Raw genomic sequence first — 20,855 nt, forward strand, 5'->3', positions numbered from 1 at the left:
CGGCCCGCCGGTGACGACGACGGTGGCGGGGTCGATGCTGCCGTCGGGGTCGCTGTCGTTGCCGGTGATGGAGAAGGTGACGGCAGTGTCCTCCGCCGTGCTGGCGGCGTCATCGATGGCCACGGGCGGGTCGTTGTCCGGCGGCGGAGGCGGAGGCTCCGAGCCGTCGATGATCGTGATCGTGCCCGTGCCGTCGGCGATGGTCGCGCCTACGGGGCTGTTCAGGTTCAGGAGAGCGTTTTCGTTGCCCTCTTCGAGATCGTCGCTATTGGTCTGGACCAGGATGGTCTTCCCGGTCTCGCCGGGGGCGAAGCTCAGGGTACCGCCGACCGGGTCGTAGTCGCCCCCCACGACTGTCGCGGTGCCGTCGGCGCTGGCAAAGCTCACGGTGACCGTGCTGTCGCTGGGCGAGGACAGGGTGACGGTGACTTCGGCCGTGTCGCCTTCCACAACCGTGCTATCGCCGATGGCCAGGGTCGGCAGCTCCTGCGGGGGCGGCGGAGGCGGCTCCGAGCCGTCGGTGATCGTGAGTGTGCCCGTGCCATCAGCAATGGTCGCGCCGCCGGGGTTGCTCAGGTTCACGAAGGCGTTTTCGGTGCCCTCTGCGAGATCGTCCTCGTTCGTCTGCACAGTGACGGTGGCCGTCGTGCTGCCCGGCGCAAAGGTGACCGTGCCGCTGTTCGGGTCGTAGTCGGCGCCGGAGACCGCGGAACCGTCCGCGGTTGCGAAGGCCACGGTGACCGGGCTGTCGACGGGATTCGACAGGGTGAGCGTGAACTGAGCGGCTTGACCCTCGGTGACGGTGACGTCATCGATACTGATGCTCGGCGGTGCCGGGGTGAAGTCGTCGGTGATCTCGACGATGCCCGCGCCGTCAGCGATCACGGCATTGTCGGGTGCCGTCAGCTCGAGGTTGAGAAATTCGGTGCCTTCCTCGAGATCGTCGCTGTTGGTCTGGACCAGGATGGTCTTCCCGGTCTCGCCGGGGGCGAAGCTCAGGGTGCCGCTGACCGGGTCGTAGTCGCCCCCCACGACTGTCGCGGTGCCGTCGGCGCTGGCAAAGCTCACGGTGACCGTGCTGTCGCTGGGCGAGGACAGAGTGACCGTCACCTCGGCGGTATCGCCCTCGATCACCACGGCGTCGCCTATGGACAGGGCCGGCAGTTCCGGCGGCGGGGGCGGCGGCTCGCTGGTCGGGGTGACGTCGACGGTCACCGTGGTGGTGCCGGTGACATTGCCGTCCGGTGTGATGGCCGTGTAGGTAAAGGTGTCCTGGCCGGTGAAGCCCGGGTCGGGCGTGTAGGTCACGGTGCCGTCTTCGTTGATGCTGGCGGCGCCGTTCTGCGGTACGGAGACAGCACTGACGATGGCGCCCTCGACGAAGTCGTCGTTGTCGAGGACCGGGATGGTCACCGGTTGCTCTTCCGGCGTCGTGGCCTCGTCAGGCCGGAGGTCCGCGCCGATGATGGGTTCACCCTGCTCGACGAAGGCGCTGGCGTCCGCGCCGGAGGCGTCCCGCAGGCCGCTGAACTCGGGCGTTTCCTCGCTGATGCGGGCCAGGCGGATGAAGCTGGAGCCGGCATTGGTGCCGGCGTCCCCGCCCGCGGCGGGGGCATCGAGCACCTCGGAGAGATCGCCGTCGCCGTCGAGGGCGGCGATCACCTCGTCGAGGGTCGCTTCGCGGACTGCGGCCTCATCGGCGCTCGCGGCGAGCCGGGTGAGCATGTCGGCGCTGATCGCCAGTTCCTCGGCCTGAGCAACGACCATGGCCTCGCCCTCGGCGCTCTCGAGCTCGACGCTGCTTCCCTCGGGGGTGACCAGGGTCTCGCCCTGGCGCAGTTCGTCACCGACCCTGAGTTCGCGCAGTTCGCCCTCGGCGCTTCGCGCGTAGGCGGTGCCTTCGATAGCGGTAACGGTCGCAATAACGGCTGTAGCCATGGTGATAATCCCTGTTCTGTCAGCACGGACGAGCGGCGTGTTGGCCCGCTCCGGTTATCCATGGACACAGGATGGGGCCTGGAGCGCTTCCAGCCATCGTACCTTTGGGCAGACTTCGCTCATCGCATCAGGAATTGTGATACGCCTCACAGCCTTGTTCCGTATGGCGGGCAGGGAGGTGGTAGCAGGGCCCCGGTCAGCTTTCCTTGGCGATCGGGATGTCGTTCATGGCCAGGGCGAGCTGCACCCGGTCGCGGACGTCCATCTTGCGGAAGATTGAGGACAGATGGGCTTTCACGGTGCGCTCGGACATGGCCAGGCGCTCGGCGATTTCCCGGTTGCTGGCGCCGCCGCCCACGAGGCTGGCCACGGCGAATTCCTTGTCCGTGAGGCTGCTTACGCCGGCGGCGTCACGCGGCTCGGGGGACACCACCCGCCGTGAAAGCGAGACCAGGCGCCGCAGCAGCTCCGGCGGCATCCAGATGCCGCCTTCCGCGACGACCCCGGCGATCTCCCGGAGCTGGGCGGGGCTCGCCGCCAGGTGGCAGTAACCGCTGACGCCGCGGGAAAGCAGTGCAAAGGCCTCGCTTTCCGACGGTGCCGGGCGCATCACGATCACCCGCGGCGAGACTTCAAGCGCCCGCCGTGCCGCGCGCTCCAGGCTCTCCCGGTCGCCGATACGGCCGCCGTCCAGCCAGAGCAGGGCGCCTGCTGCGCCGTCGATCTCCGCGGCCGCGCGCGGCTCAACCAGCCGCGCCCGGGGGAAGGCTTCCCGCCAGCGGGCCGCCAGGGTGTTGCCATCAGAGAGAAAGATCTGGTCCATGAGCCTGGCTCAGCGCTCGGAAAGCGCGTACTCCTTGGCGCGGAGCACGGGCTTCATGAGGTAGGCGAGCACCGTCTTCTTGCCGGTGAGAATGTCCACTTCCGCCGTCATGCCCGGGATGATCGGCTTGTCTTCGCCGAGGCTCGCTTCCTGGGTCCGTACGTTGACCTTGTAGAAGGGGTTGCCGTCCTCGTCCAGCACCGTATCGGCGCCGATATGCTCCACGGTGCCGTCGAGGCCGCCATAGACCACGAAGTCGTAGGCGGAGAACTTCACCAGCGCCTCCTGGCCGGGCACCAGGAAGGCGATGTCGCGTGGGCGGATGCGCACCTCCACCAGCAGCGTGTCGTCCAGCGGGACGATTTCCACGATCTCCTTGCCGGGGAGCACAACGCCGCCGATGGTGTTGTAGTAGAGCTGCTTGACAGTGCCGGCCACCGGTGAGCGCACATCCGTCTGCGCGACCCGGTCGGAGAGGCCCGCCCGGGTCTCCTCGAGGGCGCTGATGCGGCTGAGGGTCTCCGTGAGGTCCTCCCGGGCGAGGTTCAGGAACTCCACGGTCACTTCCTCGACCTTGCGCTCGGCCTCCGTAATGGACGCTCGAATGCGCTGCATCTGCGCCCGGGCCTGGTCGCGCTCGCCGGCGAGCTGGTTTACCTCGCGCTCGAGGCGCAGGATCTCGACCTCGGACACGGCGCCCGAGGCCACCATCGGCCGGGTGACGGCAAGCTCCCGCTGCGACAGTTCCAGCGAGCGCGCCATCTGCCGCTCGCGGGCGGTCACCTCAGTGAGTTCCTCCCGGCGCTGGGTCAGCTGCTCGCGGGCAATCTGCTGCTGCAGGGCGAGCTGCTCGAGGCTGGACTCGTAGAGTTCCCGCTCCTCGGCGACGATCTCCGGCACGGCCTCCACGAATTCCGCCGGCGGCTCGAAGGGGGAACGGTCGATGAGCGCCTGCAGGCGCAGCGCCTTCAGCTTCAGTGCGCGGGTCTCGGCGACGTTCTCGCGCAGCGTGGAGCGGGAGCGGGTCTGGTCCAGACGCACCAGCAGTTCACCGGCCTTCACCACCTGGCCTTCGCGGATGTTGATCTCCCGGATCACGCCGCCATCCTGGGACTGGATGACCTGTACCTGCCGGGACGGGATGACTTTTCCGCTGCCGCGGGTCACCTCATCGATCTCGGCGAAGGCAGCCCAGGTGAGCAGCGCGATGACGGTGAGCGCGACGGCATAGAGAAGGGCGCGGGCGCGCAGCGGGTTCTGCTCGATCCGCGCCTGGTGCGCGTCCTGCTGCCAGTTGATGGTGTCCGCCTCGACCTCTCGCATCCAGGGCGCAAAGAGGCGGTCCACGAGGCGGCGCCCCGCGCCGGGCCGGCGTGCCGCACCGCCGTCGGTCCCGGGGATCACGGGTGGCGCCGTGTTCCGGTGATCCTCGTCCCTGCGCTCCGTGTCAGTCATTTCACTTTCCCGATGCGCCCCTGCTGCAGGGCCTCGATGACCTTGTCGCGCGGGCCGTCGGCGACGAGCCGGCCGTTGTCGATGACGATGATACGGTCGACCATGGACAGCAGCGAGTTGCGGTGCGTCACCACCAGCCAGGTCCGGCCCTGGAGATACGCCTCGAGGTGCTTGCGTACGGCGGTTTCCGTCGAGTGGTCCATGGAGCCCGTGGGTTCGTCCATGAGCAGGATCGGCGGATCGCCGACGAGGGCCCGGGCGAGGGCGACGCACTTGCGCTGGCCGCCGGAGAGCGAATCACCCCGCTCGCCGATCATCATGTCGAAGCCTTCCGGGTGGCGGTTGATGAACTCGCCGAGGTTGGCGATCTCGGCTGCGCGTACCAGCGCGCTGTCGCCCACGCCCGTGTGGGCCAGGGTCAGGTTGTCGCGCAGGCTGCCGTAGAAGAGGGTGACGTCCTGGGGTACGTAGCCGATGCGGGAGCGCAGTTCCGTGGGGTCGAGCTGCCGCAGGTCGATCCCGTCGATCATGATGGCGCCGTCGGAGGGCTGGTAGAGGCCCATGGCCAGCTTCTGCAGCGTCGTCTTGCCGGAGCCGACACGGCCGAGGATGGCGACATGCTCTCCCGGCTCGATGCGGAAGGAGACGTTTTCCAGCGAGGGCATGGCCGCGTCCGGGTAGTGGAAGCTGACGTTCCTGAACTCGATCTCGCCGCGGAACATCTCCCGGGAGAGGAACCGGGCCCCTTCGGGGCGCTCCAGCGGCGTCTTCATGACCTCGTCGAGGGACTTCAGGGCGATCTCTGCGTTGTGGTACTGGGTCAGGAGCCCCGCGACCTGCGAGATGGGCGCCATGATCCGGCCCGAGAGCATCGTGCAGGCGATCAGTCCGCCCATGGTCAGCTCGCCGGCGGTGATGAGATAGACGCCGGTGACGATGACGAACATGGTCACCATCTGCGAGGCCCACTGGGTGAGGTTAACGTTGGAGTTGGTCAGCAGCCGCAGCTGTACGCCGACGTGGCTCAGGAAGGCGGTCGCGTCCTCCCACTTGCGCTGCATGACCGACTCGGCACCCATGGCCTTGATGGAGTCGAGGCCGACGAGGCTCTCGATGAGCGTGCTGTTGCGCTGCGCGCTCGCCCGGAAGGTGGTCTCCGTCAGTTCGCGCAGCTTGCCCTGGAGGATCATGGCGTAGACCAGCACGACCGTCAGGCCCACGGCGATGGGGATCAGAAGCGGCCAGGCGATCCAGGCGATGACGGCCATGAAGATGAGGGCGAAGGGCACGTCGATCATGGTGGCGATCGTGGCGGAGGTAATGAAGTCGCGCACGGTCTCGAAGGCGCGCAGGTTGACCGCGTAGGAGCCGACGGACGGTGCGCGGTGCTCGAGGCGCATGCCGAGGACCCGCTCGAGGATGCGCGCCGACAGCTTTACGTCCACGCGCTTGCTGGCGAGGTCGAGGAAGTAGCCGCGCATGGTGCGCAGCGTGATATCGGCGAGGAGGATCACGATGACGCCCGCCGCCAGCATCCACAGCGTCTCCACCGCGTAGTTCGGTACCACCCGGTCGTAGACGTTCATGGTGAACAGGGGCAGTGCGAGGGCGAACACGTTGATGAAAAAAGCCGCCAGGAGCACATCCCGGTAGATGGGGGCGTTCTCCCGCAGCGCGCTCCAGAACCAGTGCCCCCGGTCCGTGGTCCCCGTGCGCGGCGTGCGGGCATCGAAGCGGAAGCGCGGCCGGCAGATGATCACGTCGCCGGTGGCCCGGCGCCCGAGTTCACCGGCGTCGAGCTCTACCTCGGCATCGTTCAGCTCCGGGAAGACGACCCGGGCGTGACTGCCGTCGTCACTCCAGCCGAGCAGCAGGCAGGCTTTCTGCTCCTCGAGGAGGATGACTGCGGGCAGCAGCGCCCGGTCGATGGCCGCCGGCGCGCGCTCGAGGATGCGGCTGGTCATGCCGGCGCGGCTGGCGGCCCGCTCGAACAGCGAGGGGGTCAGGCCGCTGTCGCCGAGAGGCAGCCCGGCGCGCAGCGCCTCGCGGGTCGTCGGCAGCCGGTGCAGCCGGCACAGCCCCAGCAGGCATTCCAGGAGGTGGTCTGTCTCGTCAGTCTGCACGCGGCGGCAGCTCCAGCATGGTCGAGGCCTGTCTCAGCGTAAAGGGCATAATGCATCTGTCTGGCTGGCGATCGCCAGCATAAGGGATAGAGACAGACCCGGTCACGGCTGACGGGCCTTCGGCACTCCGCTTCTGTGCCGCCGTTCACGCTTCCGGTCACGGCGCCTTCCGCGGCGGGTACTTTTCCGCGCCATTGCCGCTTGCCAGCCTGCCGGCAGCGTCCCTAGACTCGCGCCCCCGAACCGGTACTCGCTCATGGCTGCTCGCACGCTGTTTTCTCTCTGGCCTCTCTTCTTCGGCCTCCTGCTCGTGGGCCTGGCAAGCGGCGTGCAGGGCACGCTGCTCGGCTTCCGTGCGGAACAGGAAGGCTTTGCCGAAGGGCTCACGGGCCTGGTCATGTCGGCCTATTTCGCCGGCTTCCTGCTCGGCTCCGTGTGGGCGCCCCGGCTCATCGACCGGGTGGGGCACATCCGCACTTTTGCGGCCGTTTCCGCGGTGGCCTCCGTGACCATCCTCGCGCACGCCAGCTTTGTCGATCCCTGGGTCTGGGCCGCCATGCGCCTGGTGACGGGGCTGGCCTTCTCGACCATCTTCGTGGTGACCGAAAGCTGGCTGAACGAGGCGGCGACCAACGAGAGCCGCGGCCGCATTCTCGCCGCCTACATGGTCATCCTCCTCGCCGGCACGGCGGGCGGCCAGTTCCTGCTCACGCTCGCGGACCCGGGCGGTTTCGCCCTCTTCGTGCTTGTCTCGGTGCTGGTCAGCGTCGCCGCTATCCCGATCCTCATGACCGTGCTGCGAACACCGGTGATCGAGGCTACGGAGCGGGTCAGCCTCGGGCACCTGTGGTACCGCGCCAGGATGGGGGTCATCGGGCTCGTGCTGATCCAGTGGTGCGGCAGCATGGTGTACGGCATGGGCGCCGTCTACGCTGCCAGGCTCGGCCTCGATGCCGGGGAGGTCGCGCTTTTCATGGGGGCGCTGCTCGGCGGCGCTATGCTGCTGCAGTGGCCGCTCGGTCAGCTGTCCGACGTGGTCGATCGCCGTTGGGTGCTCGGTGGTGCCAGCATCCTCGCTGCTGTCGCGGCCGTCTATGCCGCGGCGGAGACCAGCGCCGGCCCGCGACTCTACCTGGCGGCCTTCGTTTTCGGCGGTTTCTGCCTGTCGCAGTACTCGCTGGTCGTAGCACTCATCCACGACCACCTGCGGCCTGCGGAGATCACGCCGGCAAGCGGTACTATCGTTCTCCTGTCGGGCATCGTTTCCGTGGCCGGCCCGCTCACCGTGTCCGTCGTGCAGGCGAGTTTCGGGCTCGAGAGCTTCTTCCTGCTGATGGCGGGGCTCCTGTTGCTCATGGCCGCGATCAGCATCTGGCGGGTGCTCACCATCCCCGCCCTGCCGGCCGAGTACAAGACCACGACCACCATGCAGGCCCCGGTGGCTGCCGTGGGCTCCGTCCTGCACCCGGAGGAGAAGGAGGTCGTCGAGGCGCCCGCAGAGGAGGGCGCAACGGAAACCGTCTTCGACGGGGTCGGCGGGGCCGCGAACGAGGCCTCCAGTAAGGACGTGGCCTGAGGCGGGTGACCAGCAGCCTAGCGGAGCAGGAACTCCTGGCGGCCGTCCCCGTGCAGCACCGCATGCTCGATAGCCAGGGGAAGCATGGCCTCGTTGATGACCTTGCGGTTGTGCAGGTGCAGCGTCAGCGGCTGCTCCTCGATGAGCCGCAGCGTATCCTCCGCACAGATACCGAAATGCCGGAAGCGGGGTTCCACGGTGCGCTTGTGCAGGATAAAACCGTGGCCCTGGCAGCCGTCATGGAGGTGTTCGGCGAGGAAACGGAAGAAGGCCGGCAGGTCGCCCACCGGCAGGAGGTTGATGCAGTCCCAGAGCAGGACGATGTCGAAGCGCTGGCCGGCGAGTTCCGGGAAGAGGGTGTCGAACTCCGCCACCGCCGCGGGCGGGCTGTCCTCGTCCTGTGGACGCTCCGCCAGGGGCCGCAGCGTATCGGCCGCGTCCAGCACCTGCAGCCGGCATGGATGGTTACTGAAGTAACCGAGGCTGTCGGCATTCGCGCGGCCGAAGTCGAGCACGCGCGCCGTGCCGAGCTTCTCGAGCCGTTCTGTCCCGAGTAGCCGCGGCAGCAGGCGGCTGCGCAGGACCCCGCTGTCGTCCCGTCGCGCGGATGCGATTCCCATCTCGCCGCTCAGGCTGCCGGGGCGGCGCTAGCTGGCTTTCTCCACGCCCGCGACACCGGCCTTTGCCTGCGGCGCGGTGTCGGCGGAAGCAGTTTTCGGCGAGGGCGATGGCGAGGGTGCCGCTGCCGCCTTGCTGCCCCCCATGTCGATGCTGCCCTTGAAGCGGCCGCCGTCCTCCAGCATGACCCGCGGGGCGCTGACGTTGCCCTGCACATTGCCGGAGGCGGTGATCACGACCCGCTCCCTGCCGGTAATGTCACCCTGTACCTCACCCTCGATGCGTACGGTCTTGGCCTCGATATCCGCGCTAACGCGCCCCGAGTTGCCGATCACGAGCTCGTTCTCCGCGAGCGTTACCGTGCCGTTGACCTCGCCCTCGATGAGGAGATCCTCCGCGCTCTCGATGTCGCCGGTGACTTTCACTTTGGATCCGATCATGGCCCTGGCCTCGCTGCTTGCTGACTGGGTGGGTGCCTTTGCCTGCACCGGTGGTGCCGCCGGCGCCGCGCTTGCTGCGCCAGGCGCGGGCTCGGCCTCGGGCCGGGAACTCTTGCGCTCGAACATGGTGCCGCCCCCTGCTGTCCTTTGCGGGTGTCTTGGGTGGGTCTATCGTGCGGGTACCGGCGCACCCGTTTCGGCCGGTGGCCCCCGATGCTAGGCCAACCCCGGGGGCAGCGCAAACGGGCTGCGTGATCCGTTCGGACCTGCGACGGAAAGCAGCGCCCCGGCCGTATCATAGGCAGGCGGACGATGATGCCGCCGGTCCACAAGGGAGGTACACCATGAAGCGGCAATTCCCAGCACCTGTTTCAGCACTCGGAGCGCTGCTCCTTGCGAGCGCGCTGGCGGTAACGGCCGTCGCCCAGCCGGGGCGCGGTCCCGGGGCGGCGGCGATGTTCGACGCCATGGATGAGGACGGCGACGGTCGCATCGGCCCGGGCGAGTTCGAGCCGCCCCGCCTGGGCCGGGGCGCCGATCAGCGCGAACAGGCCGACAGCGATGGTGACGACCGGATCAGTCGCGCCGAGCACGACGCCATGCAGGCGGACCGTGCCCGGCGCATGGCGGAGCGGGCTGACGCCATGTTCGAGGCCATGGATGCCGATGGTGACGGTTACATCACCGATGCCGAGGCCCGCCAGCAGGCTTTCGAGCGCTTCGACGCGGATGGCGACGGCCATATCACCGAGGACGAGTTCACGCGCATGCGTGACCGCCGCCCCGGCATGAAGCCGCGGCGTCCCGAGTAGGGAGCGGTGTAAGCGGCCGCCGCAGGCCCTGCCGGGCGTGGCCAGCGAGGAAGCGGCGCTCGTCGCCCGCGTCGCCGCGGGGGATGAGCATGCCTACCGGGCCCTGCTGGGGACGCACCTGGGGCCACTCAATCGCTACGCCCGGCGGATGCTCGGCGATCGCGACGAGGCCGACGACGTGACCCAGGAAGTCTTCGTGCGCCTGTGGACCGATGCCCACCGCTATCGGCCGGAGGCGGCCCGGCTCACGACCTGGCTGCACCGAATCGCCCACAACCTCTGCGTGGACTGGCAGCGGCGCCGGGGACGGGTCTCCCCGGCGGGTGATGCGCTGCCGGAGGGAGAGGCGCCCGGCCCGGACGGCACTCTCGCCGGCGCCGAGCGCGTGCGGCGGGTGCGCGCCGCCGTCGCCGCCCTGCCGGAGCGGCAGCGCAGCGCCCTGCTGCTCTGTCACTACCAGGGGCTCGGTAACCGGGAGACCGCCGAGATCGTGGGCGTCAGCGTCGAGGCGCTGGAATCGTTACTGGCCCGTGCGCGGCGGACGCTGCGCCGGGCCCTGGAGGACGAACATGGAGCTTGAGCGTTTTCAACGCCTGGTCGATGTGTACGGGGGCGATGATGCCGCCTGGCCGGCCGGGGAGCGCGATGCGGCGCGGGCGCTGCTGGCAGTGGAGCCGCGCGCCCGCGACCTGCAGCGGGCGGCACGGGCGCTGGACGAGGAGCTGGCGCTGTTCCAGGTGGCGTCGCCGCCGCCGGTCAGTCGCATCCTGGCGGCCCGCCCAGGGCCTGGTGCGGTGGAGCGCCTGCTGGCCTGGATGGTTCCCGCAGCGCCCCTGCAGTTGTGGCGTCCCGCCCTTGCGGCGATGCTGCCACTGGCCCTCGGCGTGCTCCTCGGGGCGGGGCTGCCCGCATCCCTCGAGACGGATGGCTGGGAGCAGCAGGAGCGCCTGCTGCTTGCAGCGCCGGGCGCGGGGGAAACACCATGAAGAAATCGCACTGGGTCGGCCTCGCCCTGGCGCTGTCCGTGGCGGTAAACCTGCTGGTTGGCGGTGCGCTGGTCGGTCGCCTGTTCCGTGCGCCGCCGGGGCCGCCCCCGCCCATGGCCTGGGCGCTGCGTGACCTTGACCCCGCCGTTCGTGAGACCCTCCGTCCCAGGCTGCGGGAGCGCCTTTCCGAGGCTCAGCCGGCCCGGCGAGAGCTTCGCCGCGCCTTGCAGGCCCTAGGCCATGCACTGCGAGCGGAGCCGATGGACCGTGACGCGGCATCGGCTGCGCTGGCAACGCTGCGCGAGAGCGGTGAGCGCTACCAGGCGGTGCTCCACGAGAGCCTCCTCGACATTCTCGCCGAGCTGCCGGCGGCGCGCCGCGAGGCGGCCATGCGTGCTGCGCTGCGCGGCAAGGGCGGCGCACTACTGCCCGGGCCTGGCCGGCTGCCTTCATCCAGGGAAAGCGGGGTGGACGAATAAACAGCGGCGACCCTGCGCTGCCCGACCGTAGCGGGTCCGGAAGGCCCTGTTGAGCAAAGGAAAAAAGGGCGCGGGCCGGCCGGCCCGCGCGGGGAAGGCTTACATCAGGTCGACGTCGACGGAGTAGGACACGACGAACTTGGGCTCGTCGTTGTCGTAGCCGCCCTCGGCCGCGGGGCCACCGGCGTTCGTGTCGGTGATCATGAAGCCGAAGCCGCCCTTGGACAGGCTGATGTTGTAGTCGAAGTAGCCATCGTCGGTGCCGTTGAAGGCCTCGGCGAAATCGCCGTCGTGGTAGCCCACGTGCAGGCCCATCTCGACGCCGTTACCGATCTCGAAACCGTAGTCTGCCGACAGGTAGTAGGTGCCAAAGGCCTCGAAGTCCTGGTCCGGTCCCTCGTCGGCCTCCGTGTTGGTGAGGAAGTAGCCCGAGAAGCTGAAGCCGCCCATGCCGATGGTGGCGTAGACCTCGCCGAAGTCGAAGTTCGCCTCGGAGTCGTAGTTGTAGTACAGGTAGCCGACATCGAAGGTCATGCCACCTGCCTCGAAGGCGTAGCCCGCGTAGATGTCGTGCTCGTAGGAGTAGACGTCACCGGCGCCGTAGTTAACGTTCGACGCCCAGGTGCCGACGTAGAAACCGCTGTCCGCGGCATAGTCGATACCGCCCTGGACGGCCGCCTCGTTTTCCGTTTGCGTCAGGCCGCGCCAGATATAGTTGTTGTTCACCGAGACGTTGCCGCTCAGGCTGCCGGCCTGGCTCGGGGCCGCGACGGCCAGGCCGAAACCGGCCAGCAGGACGGCAGCAGAAATGCCTTTGATTGGCTGCATGGGTTCCCTCTCCCTCTATTGTCTGTCGTTCGTGCGGTGGTCTGTCGTTGCGCCACCGTCGCGGGGTGCACAGCAGGCGCCGTGCCATAACCGGAAAAAAGGCTGACGGCTCATGGGGTTAAGGGAGTTTTCGAGGGCAAAAAAGGAACGTCCACAGCCCTGGCTGCGGCTTTATGGTGCGCGTCCGACCGCGGCTGCGTCGCTGCGCGCTATTCTGGTGCCTGGTGCCGCCGGCCGCCCCCGGGGCGGCGGCCGGCGGCTGGCGCTCAGAAGCTGTAGAAGAACTGCAGCTTGTAGAAGTCGCTGGTCGAGAACGAATCGTCGTCTTCGGTCAGGTCGGCGCCGAAGGAAAAGCGCATGCCGGCGTTGTCCTTCGCGATCTGGATGTAGGGCCCGAGCCACTGGTAGCCGTCCTGGCTGCTCACGTTCGAGCCGCCCTCCAGCGACAGTTCCTCGAAGTGCAGGCCGACGGAAAAGTAGTCGCCGAACTTTCTGCCGCCGTTGACCCAGTAATGCAGGTATTCCAGCGTGGTACCGTCCTCCGGTGCCTCGTCCCGGAGTTCGCCGTACCAGCCGGCGTACAGGTTGCCCTCCCACTCGTCGGTGTCGTAGACGAGGGTGAGGTTGGGCACGATGGCGTCGCCGACCACGCCGTCGCCGGCCGTACCCGAGGACACGAGGTTGCCGTTGGTGAAGCCGAGCTGCGGGTTCACGTACAGGTCCCCATCCATCATCTCGAAGCCGAGGCCGACGCCGAACTCGGTCCAGTTGCCCCAGTCCCCGCCGCTGCCGGCGCCCCAGGCAATGCCATAGAACGTGAGGTCGTAGCCTTTCCCGGTGTCGTAGCTGGCGCCCACGAAGGGGTTCGGCCCGAAGAAGGCATCGGTGTTGTAGGACACGGACACGCCGAGCCGGTCATCGTCCTGTGCCAGGGCGCCCTGGGCGATGCCGGCCAGGACGAGAGCGGAAGAAAAACGAACGAGCTTGCTGTTGGTCATGATCAGATCCTCAGTCACTTGTCGATTGTCATCTGTGCAGTAACGGCGGCCCGTGATCTCGCTCTTTTCTGGTTGTCGAGCGGGCTCCCGGGATCCCTCCGACCGAAGTAACGCAGAAACCATGCCAATGCTTATCAAATGGCGTTTTGCTGATAACTTAGACTAATCAACAAAAGCTCGATGGTTCGTTTTTGCACCACATTGGTGCGAATTGTTGGTGCGTCGGGCCGGGCGGTGTGCGCGGGGCCGGGTGGGCGGCTCGCCGGGGTGCACGGTGGCTTTTGCAGGCTATACTGCGCAATCACCAACGATGGAGAGCTGCCATGCGCCCGTCTGTTCTGACCGCTCTGTGCCTTTGCGGGTTTGCCGCCGCGGCACCCTTCGCTGCGCCCGACGATGACTGCGGCGCAATTGTTGCAACCACGATCGAGGAGCTGCGGGTGGCTGCGGGGAAAGCCTGGGATGGCGGGCAGGAGGCCCTGGCGCGACGTGCCGCGGCAGCCGCGTGCGTGAAAGCCCGTTCCGGCCGTTACGATGTCATGGCGAGTGAGGCGGTCGGACCGCGGAGCGCGGAGGCGGCAGCAAGGACCGGGGCGGAGGACGGGGCCTCTGCGGCGGAGGCAAAGGACGACGATGGCGGCCTCTGGCCGTTCGGCGAGTTCAAGATCAATGATGTCTCGGCATCGCCGAGCAGGAAGCCGTACGAGCGGCGCCGCCTCGACAACGACGACTGAACGCCCGTGGCGGGTGAGCCGGCCCTGTTAGGTTTTTCTGGGCCGGCGGCAGCGCCTCAGCGGCCGGCGACCAGCTCGGAGCGGTCGAGGAAGGTATCCAGTTCCCGGTTGTAGGCGGTGGCTACCTGGACCAGCTTCGAGCGCAGGCGGTTGTGCAGCATCGGGTGCAGGTCCCGGCAGGCGAGGAAGGCGTCGCCTTTGGCGATGTACGCGTTCACGGCCGCCTGGGCGGAGAGCATGGTGTTCTCACTGGCGCTGGCGCCGTCGGGAATGGCCGGCTGCGTGGCGGGCATGGTCCGCGGGCACTCGGCCCGGACCTGTGCGGTGAGCGCCAGCAAAGCACCGAGAAGCAGGGGTTGTATGAGTTTCATGGTCATCATCTCCAGCTTGGTGTCACTTCGCGGGCTGCGAAGTGTTACCTTAAGGTACACCCGTAACGTGGCCATGGATTCGGTTGATGGGCGAATTTTTGGGTCTTTTAAGGCCACTTCGAGGCTGATGGCCAGATTTGACTTTATTTGGTGTTACTCAAGGTAACGAGGCTGCGCAAGGCTGGAGAGAAGAGCCCGCCGCGCTCCCTCCGCCGTCCCCGGGTCCAGGCAGCGAAGTTCGGCGGCAACCAGCGCCCGCTCCCGGAGCAGCCGCTCGAGCACCGGGCGGGGCAGCGCGACCTGCAGCCAGTCATGAGCGCCGCCGTCGCCGGTGGGCTGGGGGAAAGGCGTCCCGGAGGCCATGGCATACTCCTTCAATGATAGTTTAAATATGATAATGTGAATCATTATCATTCGCAAGATCCCTGTTGCAGAGGCCGCCTGGTGAAGGGCACTGGCTGGCGCCGGTGCGCGCCATCGGGTAAGGTCCGTCGGTCCAAAGCGCGGGAGTCGCCACATGCGCAGGGTGCTTGTCCTCGTTTTTTTCGCTGTCTTCGGTGCCCTCACCGGTGCTATCGCCGGCTGTGCGGGCACGGGGGGCAGCAGCGCCGAGCCTGCCGACGAGCGTCTGCGGGCGCTGTACCAACGGGAATTCGCGTGGCGCCAGGCGGAGGAGGGGTATGTCCGCGACGAGGACGGCGACTGGGTGCGCGGTCCGGCCTGGCCCGATGTGAGCGCCGACGCCCAGGCGCGCCGGCTGGCTTACTGGGAGCAGGTGCTCGGTGAACTCGCGGCGATTCCGCGGGACGCGCTCAGTGAGGCGGAGCGCGTTAACGCGGCGGTCTTCGAGGAGATCGTCTCGGCGCTGGCCAGCAATGCCCGTTTTCGCACTTATGAGGCACCGCTCAACTCCGATACCTTTTTCTGGGGCAGGCTGTACCCCCGCGCTGGCGGTTTCGACGACGAGGCGGGCTATCGGCGCTATCTCGCCCGGCTGAGAGACCTGCCGCGCTATTTTGCCCAGCAGCAGGCCAACATGCGCGCGGGCCTCGCCCGGGGTTTCACGCCCCCGCAGGTCACGCTCGAGGGACGCGAGCGATCGTTGCTGCCCTACCTCGCCGGGGGGCGCGCCAATCCGTTCTGGACGCCGCTCGAGAGCCTGCCGAGACAGCTCGACGACGCAACCCGCGAGGCCCTCCGGTCCGAGGCGCTGGCGGCGATCGACGAGGCGGTGGTGCCGGCCTACCGCGAGCTGCTGACATTCATGCGCGAGGTCTACCTGCCCGGTGCCCGCCGCAGCCTCGCCGCCCGGGACCTGCCCGATGGTGAAGCGTTCTACAGGGCGCAGATCCGTCGCTTCACGACCCTCGACCTCGACCCGGAGACGATCCACGAAACGGGCCTTGCGGAGGTCGCGCGCATCCGCGCGGAGATGCTCGAGGTCAAGGCCGCCGCCGGCTTCGACGGCGACCTCGCCGCGTTCATCACGTTCCTGCGCACGGATCCGCAGTTCGTCGCCGAGACCCCCGAGGAACTGCTGGGCGTGTCGGCCTATGTCGCCAAGCGCATGGATGGATACCTCGACGAGGTGCTCGGTTTCCTGCCGCGGCGGCGCTTCACGATCCGCCCGGTGCCCGATTCCATCGCGCCGTTCTACACCGGTGGAAGGGGTGGCCTCGAGGCGTGCCTGATGAATACCTACGATCTGCCCTCGCGACCGCTCTACAACATCCCCGCGCTGACCCTGCACGAGTGCGCCCCGGGCCATGCGCTCCAGGCAGCCATTGCCCTGGAGGCCCCGGGCGATATCCCGGAGTTCCGTGCCCGCAATTACTTCTCCGGCTACGGTGAGGGCTGGGGGCTCTACACCGAGTGGCTGGGCAAGGAACTGGGCATCTACCGCACGCCCTACGAGGACTTCGGCCGGCTCTCCTACGAGATGTGGCGCGCCTGCCGCCTGGTCATCGACACCGGCGTGCATTATTTCGGCTGGAGCCGGGAGGAAGCACTGGACTACCTTGCACGGCACACCGCGCTGTCGACGCACGAGGTGACCACGGAGGTGGACCGCTACATTTCCTGGCCCGCGCAGGCCCTGGCCTACAAGCTGGGCGAGTTGCTCATCCGCGAAAAGCGCGCCAGGGCGGAAGCAGAGCTGGGCGCTGCTTTCGATCCGCGTTACTTCCACGACGAGATCCTCAGGCTGCGTTCAGTGCCCCTGTCCGTCCTCGAGGAGGCGCTGGATGCATGGATCGCCGCCGGCGGCCCGGACCCCTACAAGGATGCGCACAGCAACGAGCCTGTGCCCGGTAAGTCCTGACGCCTGCCGCAAAAAAAGCGGTATCATAGGCGCACGCTAATAATCGTTAATGACCGCGGCGAGTGAACCCGCAAGGCTCGCCGCGGTCTTCCCTATTCCCGGTTGCCTTGCGGCCTACAGTGGAGGCGCGCCCCGGTGGGTGCGCGGAACAAAGGAGACCATGAAGAAGATCCTTGCAGGCTTCGCCGGCCTCGCGCTCATCGGCGTCATCGCCTGGCCCAGGGTGGCACCGTTACTGCACGAAGAAGCCGCCTCACCCGCCGCCTCGAAGGCTGCGCCCGCCGTGCGCACGGTACGCCTGGAGCCCCGGCCGTTCGAGAGCACGCTGACCTTCAACGGCACGCTGCTGGCCGACAAGGCCATAGACCTCAAGAGCGAGCTGCGCGGCAAGATCGACCGTATCGCCTTCACCGACGGCCAGCAGGTAGCCGCGGGCGACCTCATCGTCACCATCGAGTCGGGCGAGCTGGCGGCGGAACTCGAATCTGTGCGCGAGCAGCTCGTCCTGGCCGAGACCAACGCGGAGCGGCTGCAGAGCCTCTTCGAGCGCGGTTCGGTGACGGCGAGCGAGCGCGACGACGCCGTCAGTCAGCGCGAGGTGCTGCGCGCGGAAGCGCGCCGCCTGCGGGTGCGCCTGGAGAAGACGCGCATTATCGCGCCCTTCGCCGGCACCCTCGGCCTGCGCCGGGTCAGCCCCGGGGACCTGATCGAGGCGGACACGCTGATTACGACGCTGCAGACGGTCTCCGACCTGAAGGTCGACTTCAGTGTGCCGGAGCGCTACCGGGCGCTGGTCAACCCGGACACGAAGCTCTCCCTCTACGTGGCCGGCTACGAGGACCCGTTCACGGCCCGGGTGCGGGCCATCAGCCCCCGCGTTGACCTGGCCACGCGCACGCTCACGGTGCGCGCCGACGTCGCCAACCCGCAGCGCAAGCTGCTGCCGGGAAACTACGCGCGGGTCGAACTCATCAGCCGCAATCCCGATGCGCTGCTGGTGCCGAGTGTCGCCGTGTTGCAGAGCCTCGAGGCCATCAGTGTGTTTACCGTGGAGGACGGCCGGGCGGTGCGCCGGACCGTCGAGACCGGGGAGCGGAGTGCGGCGCAGGTGGAGATCCTGCGCGGCCTGAAGCCCGGTGACGAGATCATCACCTCCGGTATCCAGAGCGTCCGCGACGGCCAGGCGGTCGACGTCCGCAATATCCCGGGCGTCGGCTGATGCGCCTCCACGAGCTGTCTATCCAGCGCCCCGTGCTGGCGATCGTGCTGTCGACCGTCATCGTCGTTTTCGGCTTCATTGGCCTGCGCGAGCTGCCGGTGCGCGAATTCCCCCTTGCCGAGCGGCCGATTGTCAGCGTCCAGGCGAGCTACCCGGGTGCCAACGCGACGGTGATCGAAAACCAGATCACCGAGCCGCTCGAGGAGGAGATCAACTCGGTTTCCGGCATCCGCACCATGACGGCGGTCAGCCGGGAGGGGCGCAGCACCGTCACCGTGGAGTTCGAACTCGGCGACGATCTCGACCGTGCTGCCAACGATGTACGCGACCGTGTCGCTGCCGCCATGCGCCGCCTGCCCGACGACGCCGAAGCGCCGACGGTGGAAAAGGCCGACGCGGAGGGCGACCCCATCGTCTTCCTTAACATCAGCAGTGAACAGCGCAGCCTTCTCGAACTCTCCGCCCTCGCAGACAACCTGTTCAAGGCCCGCTTCGAGACCATCGATGGTGTCGGCAGGGTCGATATCTGGGGAGACAAGGAATACTCCATGCGCCTGCGCATGGATGCCAACGCCCTGGCCGCTCATGGTCTCACGGCCATTGATGTCCGTGAGGCCTTCCGCGCTGCCAACGTCGAGCTGCCCACGGGCCGGGTAGAGGGCGACAGTATCGACCTCAACATCCGCACACTGAGCCGCCTCGGCGATGACCCGCGGGAGTTCAACGACCGCGTCATCAAGCGCGACGGCGACAACGTGGTGCGCTTTCGTGACGTGGGCTACGCCGAGCTGGCGCCGCTCAACGAACGGACGCTGTTGCGCCGCGATGGCGTGACCATGGTCGGGGTAGTGCTCCGGCCGCAGAGCGGCGCCAACGAGATCGCCATCGCCGACGAGTTCTACCGCCGGCTGGCGATCATCAAGCGCGACCTGCCGCCGGATGTGAAAACGGCGATCGGTTTCGACATGAGCCGCTTCATCCGCGCGTCGATCCAGGAAGTCATCCAGACGCTCTTCGTGGCGTTGCTGCTCGTCTGCATCACCATTTACCTGTTCCTGCGTGAGTGGCGGACGACCCTGATCCCGCTGGTGACCATTCCCATCGCCCTGACCGGTACGTTCTTCGTGCTCTACCTCGCCGGTTTCTCCATCAACGTGCTGACGCTCCTCGGCCTGGTGCTGGCCATCGGCCTCGTGGTGGACGACGCGATCGTCGTCGTGGAGAACATCTACAAGCGTGTCGAGCGCGGCGAGGCGCCACGGGAGGCGGGCTTTGCCGGCGTCAAGGAGATTTTCTTCGCCATCATCGCTACCACGCTCGCGCTGGTGGCCGTGTTCGCCCCGCTGATTTTCCTCGGCGGCCTGACCGGCGTGCTGTTCCGGGAATTCGGCGTGACGCTGGCCGCGGCGGTGGTGATTTCCTCCTTTGTCGCCCTGACCCTGGCGCCCATGCTCTGCAGCCGGCTGCTCAAGAACCGCGCGCAGCACCCCGCCTTCTACCGCGCCACGGAGCCGCTGTTCGAGGGCATGGCGGAGCGCTACCGCAGCGCCCTGCATGGCTTTCTCGCCCGGCGCTGGCTGGCGCCGCTGGTCATTCTCGCCTGCGTTGCCCTCATCACCGTGCTCTACCGCGCGCTGCCGGAGGAGCTCGCGCCCCTGGAGGACCGGGGCCTGCTCGTCCTCAATGCCGATGGGCCGCAGGGCGCGGGCTTTGACTACATGTTCGACGCCATGAACGAGGTAGACCAGGCGGTACGCAATGCCATCGGAGACGCGCTGGAGGCGACCATCACCGTGACCTCCCCGGGCTTCGGTGCATCGACGACGACCAATACGGGTTTCTCCCGGGTAATCCTCAAGGACGCCGACGAGCGGGAGCTGTCGCAGCAGGAAATCGTGCCCAGGCTCGAGAAGGGCTTGTCGGAGGTCAGCAGTGTGCGCACCTTCGTGCGCCAGCCGGCCACCATCAACACCGGTGGCCGCGGCCTGCCCGTGCAGTTCGTGGTGCAAAACTCGGACCTGGAGAAGGTCCGCGAGGTGATCCCCCGCTTCCTGGACGAGGCCCGCTCGCGGCCGGAGTTCAGCTTCGTGCAGGTGGACCTCAAGTTCAACCAGCCGGAGCTGGTGCTGGAAATCGACCGAACCCGCAGCGACGCCATCGGGGTCAGCGCCCGGGAAATCGCCGATGTGGTGCAGGCCTCGCTCTCCGGGCAGCGCTATGGCTATTTCCTCAAGGATGGCGAGCAGTACGAGATCATCGGCCAGATGCTGCGCGAGGCCCGCAACGACCCCGGTGACCTCTCCCGCCTGCTGGTTCGCGGCGCGGACGGCACGCTTATCCCGGTTGATAACCTCGTCACCCGCAGGGAGCAGAGCTCTGCGCCCGTGCTCTACCGCTTCAACCGCTTCACGGCCGCGACCTTCTCCGCAAACCTGGCACCCGGGTACACCCTGGGGGATGGCGTCCAGGCCATGCGCGAGGTCGGGCAGAACGTGCTCGATGACAGCTTCAGCACCGACCTCGATGGCCAGTCCCGGGAACTCGTGGAAACCGGGAGCAGCCTGCTGTTCGTTTTCGGCCTTGCCCTCCTGCTTATCTACCTGGTGCTTGCCGCCCAGTTCGAGAGCTTTCGCGACCCGCTCGCCATCATGCTCACGGTGCCCATGGCGCTCACCGGCGGGCTCATGGCCCTGTGGTATTTCGGCCAGACCCTCAACATCTTTTCGCAGATCGGCCTGATCATGCTCATCGGCCTGGTGACCAAGAACGGGATCCTCATCGTCGAGTTCGCCAACCAGCGCCGTGCCGCGGGACTGTCCATTGCCGAGGCGGTGGAGGACGCGGCCGCGGCCCGCTTCCGGCCGATCCTGATGACCACCATGTCCACGGTCCTCGGCACGCTGCCCATCGCCCTGGCCATCGGTGCCGGCGCCCAGAGCCGTATCCCGCTGGGCCTGGCGGTCATCGGCGGTATGCTGGTGGGCTCTTTCCTGTCCCTGTTCGTGGTGCCGGCGGCCTACCGGGTGCTGGCCTCCAGGCTCGCGCCGGAACCTGCCGCCGCCGGCGCGGAGCCGGCCGGCGGTGCCGGCGGCGCTCTACCGGGGCCCGCCCGTCAAAGGCAGGATTGATGTCGCG

The 20,855-nt window shown here is 67.7% G+C and carries 19 protein-coding genes; 9 read left to right on the forward strand and 10 right to left on the reverse strand.

What is annotated here, in order from left to right:
• The 4 genes from ACX93N_RS05855 to ACX93N_RS05870 all read right to left on the reverse strand — a co-directional run.
• Positions 1-1,938: retention module-containing protein (locus ACX93N_RS05855; RefSeq protein ID WP_459427468.1), on the reverse strand; the 1,938-nt coding region annotated here is incomplete at its 3' end.
• 196 nt (positions 1,939-2,134) lie between these two features.
• On the reverse strand, positions 2,135-2,761 hold the full coding sequence (locus tag ACX93N_RS05860; RefSeq protein ID WP_459427469.1) for a response regulator transcription factor: 627 nt from the start codon (positions 2,759-2,761) through the stop codon (positions 2,135-2,137).
• Between the two features lie 9 nt (positions 2,762-2,770).
• The gene (locus tag ACX93N_RS05865) at positions 2,771-4,216 is read right to left on the reverse strand and encodes an HlyD family type I secretion periplasmic adaptor subunit (RefSeq protein ID WP_459427470.1); all 1,446 of its coding nucleotides are present in this window, start codon (positions 4,214-4,216) and stop codon (positions 2,771-2,773) included.
• Positions 4,213-6,339: a type I secretion system permease/ATPase gene (locus ACX93N_RS05870; protein ID WP_459427471.1), complete on the reverse strand. Its 2,127-nt coding sequence runs from the start codon at positions 6,337-6,339 to the stop codon at positions 4,213-4,215. Before ACX93N_RS05870 ends, ACX93N_RS05865 begins: the two co-directional genes overlap by 4 nt.
• 256 nt (positions 6,340-6,595) lie before the next feature.
• Between ACX93N_RS05870 and ACX93N_RS05875 the strand changes: the two genes are divergently transcribed.
• Positions 6,596-7,915, forward strand: a complete 1,320-nt coding sequence (locus tag ACX93N_RS05875) for an MFS transporter (protein WP_459427472.1) — start codon at positions 6,596-6,598, stop codon at positions 7,913-7,915.
• Between the two features lie 17 nt (positions 7,916-7,932).
• Here ACX93N_RS05875 and ACX93N_RS05880 read toward each other — a convergent pair whose 3' ends face one another.
• A complete protein-coding gene (locus ACX93N_RS05880; protein WP_459427473.1) occupies positions 7,933-8,535 on the reverse strand; it encodes a hypothetical protein in 603 nt (200 codons plus the stop codon).
• Positions 8,536-8,562: 27 nt separating this feature from the next.
• A complete protein-coding gene (locus ACX93N_RS05885; protein ID WP_459427474.1) occupies positions 8,563-8,973 on the reverse strand; it encodes a bactofilin family protein in 411 nt (136 codons plus the stop codon).
• Between the two features lie 344 nt (positions 8,974-9,317).
• Here ACX93N_RS05885 and ACX93N_RS05890 point away from each other — a divergent pair, with 344 nt between their 5' ends.
• Genes ACX93N_RS05890 through ACX93N_RS05905 form a run of 4 tightly spaced genes read left to right on the forward strand, consistent with a single transcriptional unit; the run spans position 9,318 to position 11,250 of the window.
• On the forward strand, positions 9,318-9,785 hold the full coding sequence (locus tag ACX93N_RS05890) for an EF-hand domain-containing protein (protein WP_459427475.1): 468 nt from the start codon (positions 9,318-9,320) through the stop codon (positions 9,783-9,785).
• 37 nt (positions 9,786-9,822) lie between these two features.
• A complete protein-coding gene (locus ACX93N_RS05895) occupies positions 9,823-10,365 on the forward strand; it encodes an RNA polymerase sigma factor (RefSeq protein WP_459427476.1) in 543 nt (180 codons plus the stop codon).
• The gene (locus ACX93N_RS05900; RefSeq protein WP_459427477.1) at positions 10,355-10,771 is read left to right on the forward strand and encodes a hypothetical protein; all 417 of its coding nucleotides are present in this window, start codon (positions 10,355-10,357) and stop codon (positions 10,769-10,771) included. Before ACX93N_RS05895 ends, ACX93N_RS05900 begins: the two co-directional genes overlap by 11 nt.
• Positions 10,768-11,250, forward strand: coding sequence for a periplasmic heavy metal sensor (locus tag ACX93N_RS05905; RefSeq protein WP_459427478.1), 483 nt, complete (start codon positions 10,768-10,770; stop codon positions 11,248-11,250). Before ACX93N_RS05900 ends, ACX93N_RS05905 begins: the two co-directional genes overlap by 4 nt.
• Before the next feature lie 99 nt (positions 11,251-11,349).
• Here ACX93N_RS05905 and ACX93N_RS05910 read toward each other — a convergent pair whose 3' ends face one another.
• Both ACX93N_RS05910 and ACX93N_RS05915 read right to left on the reverse strand, forming a co-directional pair.
• Positions 11,350-12,078, reverse strand: coding sequence for a TorF family putative porin (locus ACX93N_RS05910; protein ID WP_459427479.1), 729 nt, complete (start codon positions 12,076-12,078; stop codon positions 11,350-11,352).
• A 266-nt stretch (positions 12,079-12,344) separates the two neighbouring features.
• Entirely contained in the window at positions 12,345-13,076 is a 732-nt protein-coding gene (locus ACX93N_RS05915) for a DUF6733 family protein (RefSeq protein WP_459427480.1), read from the reverse strand.
• A 323-nt stretch (positions 13,077-13,399) separates the two neighbouring features.
• On the opposite strand from ACX93N_RS05915, the gene ACX93N_RS05920 reads away from it, so the two are divergent.
• Positions 13,400-13,810 carry a hypothetical protein gene (locus ACX93N_RS05920; RefSeq protein WP_459427481.1) on the forward strand — a complete coding sequence of 137 codons (411 nt, stop codon included), beginning with the start codon at positions 13,400-13,402 and terminating at the stop codon, positions 13,808-13,810.
• A gap of 56 nt (positions 13,811-13,866) precedes the next feature.
• Here the strand turns inward: ACX93N_RS05920 and ACX93N_RS05925 are convergent, their stop codons facing one another.
• Both ACX93N_RS05925 and ACX93N_RS05930 read right to left on the reverse strand, forming a co-directional pair.
• On the reverse strand, positions 13,867-14,181 hold the full coding sequence (locus ACX93N_RS05925; protein ID WP_459427482.1) for a hypothetical protein: 315 nt from the start codon (positions 14,179-14,181) through the stop codon (positions 13,867-13,869).
• Positions 14,182-14,334: 153 nt separating this feature from the next.
• Complete coding sequence (locus tag ACX93N_RS05930) at positions 14,335-14,544, reverse strand: hypothetical protein (protein WP_459427483.1); 210 nt, start codon at positions 14,542-14,544, stop codon at positions 14,335-14,337.
• 154 nt (positions 14,545-14,698) lie between these two features.
• Between ACX93N_RS05930 and ACX93N_RS05935 the strand changes: the two genes are divergently transcribed.
• The 3 genes from ACX93N_RS05935 to ACX93N_RS05945 all read left to right on the forward strand — a co-directional run bounded on the left by ACX93N_RS05935 (position 14,699) and on the right by ACX93N_RS05945 (position 20,848).
• The gene (locus tag ACX93N_RS05935) at positions 14,699-16,501 is read left to right on the forward strand and encodes a DUF885 domain-containing protein (protein WP_459427484.1); all 1,803 of its coding nucleotides are present in this window, start codon (positions 14,699-14,701) and stop codon (positions 16,499-16,501) included.
• A gap of 160 nt (positions 16,502-16,661) precedes the next feature.
• Positions 16,662-17,720 carry an efflux RND transporter periplasmic adaptor subunit gene (locus ACX93N_RS05940; protein WP_459427485.1) on the forward strand — a complete coding sequence of 353 codons (1,059 nt, stop codon included), beginning with the start codon at positions 16,662-16,664 and terminating at the stop codon, positions 17,718-17,720.
• Positions 17,720-20,848, forward strand: coding sequence for an efflux RND transporter permease subunit (locus ACX93N_RS05945; RefSeq protein ID WP_459427486.1), 3,129 nt, complete (start codon positions 17,720-17,722; stop codon positions 20,846-20,848). Before ACX93N_RS05940 ends, ACX93N_RS05945 begins: the two co-directional genes overlap by 1 nt.
• Positions 20,849-20,855 lie beyond the last annotated feature (7 nt).

This window comes from Pseudohaliea sp. (assembly GCF_054552115.1).

Coding starts and splice junctions, on each gene's coding strand:
- ACX93N_RS05930 (WP_459427483.1), bottom strand. CDS start 14,544: ATGGCCTCCGGGACGCCTTTCCCCCAGCCCACCGGCGACGGCGGCGCT.
- ACX93N_RS05940 (WP_459427485.1), top strand. CDS start 16,662: ATGAAGAAGATCCTTGCAGGCTTCGCCGGCCTCGCGCTCATCGGCGTC.
- ACX93N_RS05910 (WP_459427479.1), bottom strand. CDS start 12,078: ATGCAGCCAATCAAAGGCATTTCTGCTGCCGTCCTGCTGGCCGGTTTC.
- ACX93N_RS05860 (WP_459427469.1), bottom strand. CDS start 2,761: ATGGACCAGATCTTTCTCTCTGATGGCAACACCCTGGCGGCCCGCTGG.
- ACX93N_RS05875 (WP_459427472.1), top strand. CDS start 6,596: ATGGCTGCTCGCACGCTGTTTTCTCTCTGGCCTCTCTTCTTCGGCCTC.
- ACX93N_RS05885 (WP_459427474.1), bottom strand. CDS start 8,973: ATGATCGGATCCAAAGTGAAAGTCACCGGCGACATCGAGAGCGCGGAG.
- ACX93N_RS05890 (WP_459427475.1), top strand. CDS start 9,318: ATGAAGCGGCAATTCCCAGCACCTGTTTCAGCACTCGGAGCGCTGCTC.
- ACX93N_RS05905 (WP_459427478.1), top strand. CDS start 10,768: ATGAAGAAATCGCACTGGGTCGGCCTCGCCCTGGCGCTGTCCGTGGCG.
- ACX93N_RS05900 (WP_459427477.1), top strand. CDS start 10,355: ATGGAGCTTGAGCGTTTTCAACGCCTGGTCGATGTGTACGGGGGCGAT.
- ACX93N_RS05945 (WP_459427486.1), top strand. CDS start 17,720: ATGCGCCTCCACGAGCTGTCTATCCAGCGCCCCGTGCTGGCGATCGTG.
- ACX93N_RS05925 (WP_459427482.1), bottom strand. CDS start 14,181: ATGAAACTCATACAACCCCTGCTTCTCGGTGCTTTGCTGGCGCTCACC.
- ACX93N_RS05935 (WP_459427484.1), top strand. CDS start 14,699: ATGCGCAGGGTGCTTGTCCTCGTTTTTTTCGCTGTCTTCGGTGCCCTC.
- ACX93N_RS05915 (WP_459427480.1), bottom strand. CDS start 13,076: ATGACCAACAGCAAGCTCGTTCGTTTTTCTTCCGCTCTCGTCCTGGCC.
- ACX93N_RS05865 (WP_459427470.1), bottom strand. CDS start 4,216: ATGACTGACACGGAGCGCAGGGACGAGGATCACCGGAACACGGCGCCA.
- ACX93N_RS05880 (WP_459427473.1), bottom strand. CDS start 8,535: ATGGGAATCGCATCCGCGCGACGGGACGACAGCGGGGTCCTGCGCAGC.
- ACX93N_RS05920 (WP_459427481.1), top strand. CDS start 13,400: ATGCGCCCGTCTGTTCTGACCGCTCTGTGCCTTTGCGGGTTTGCCGCC.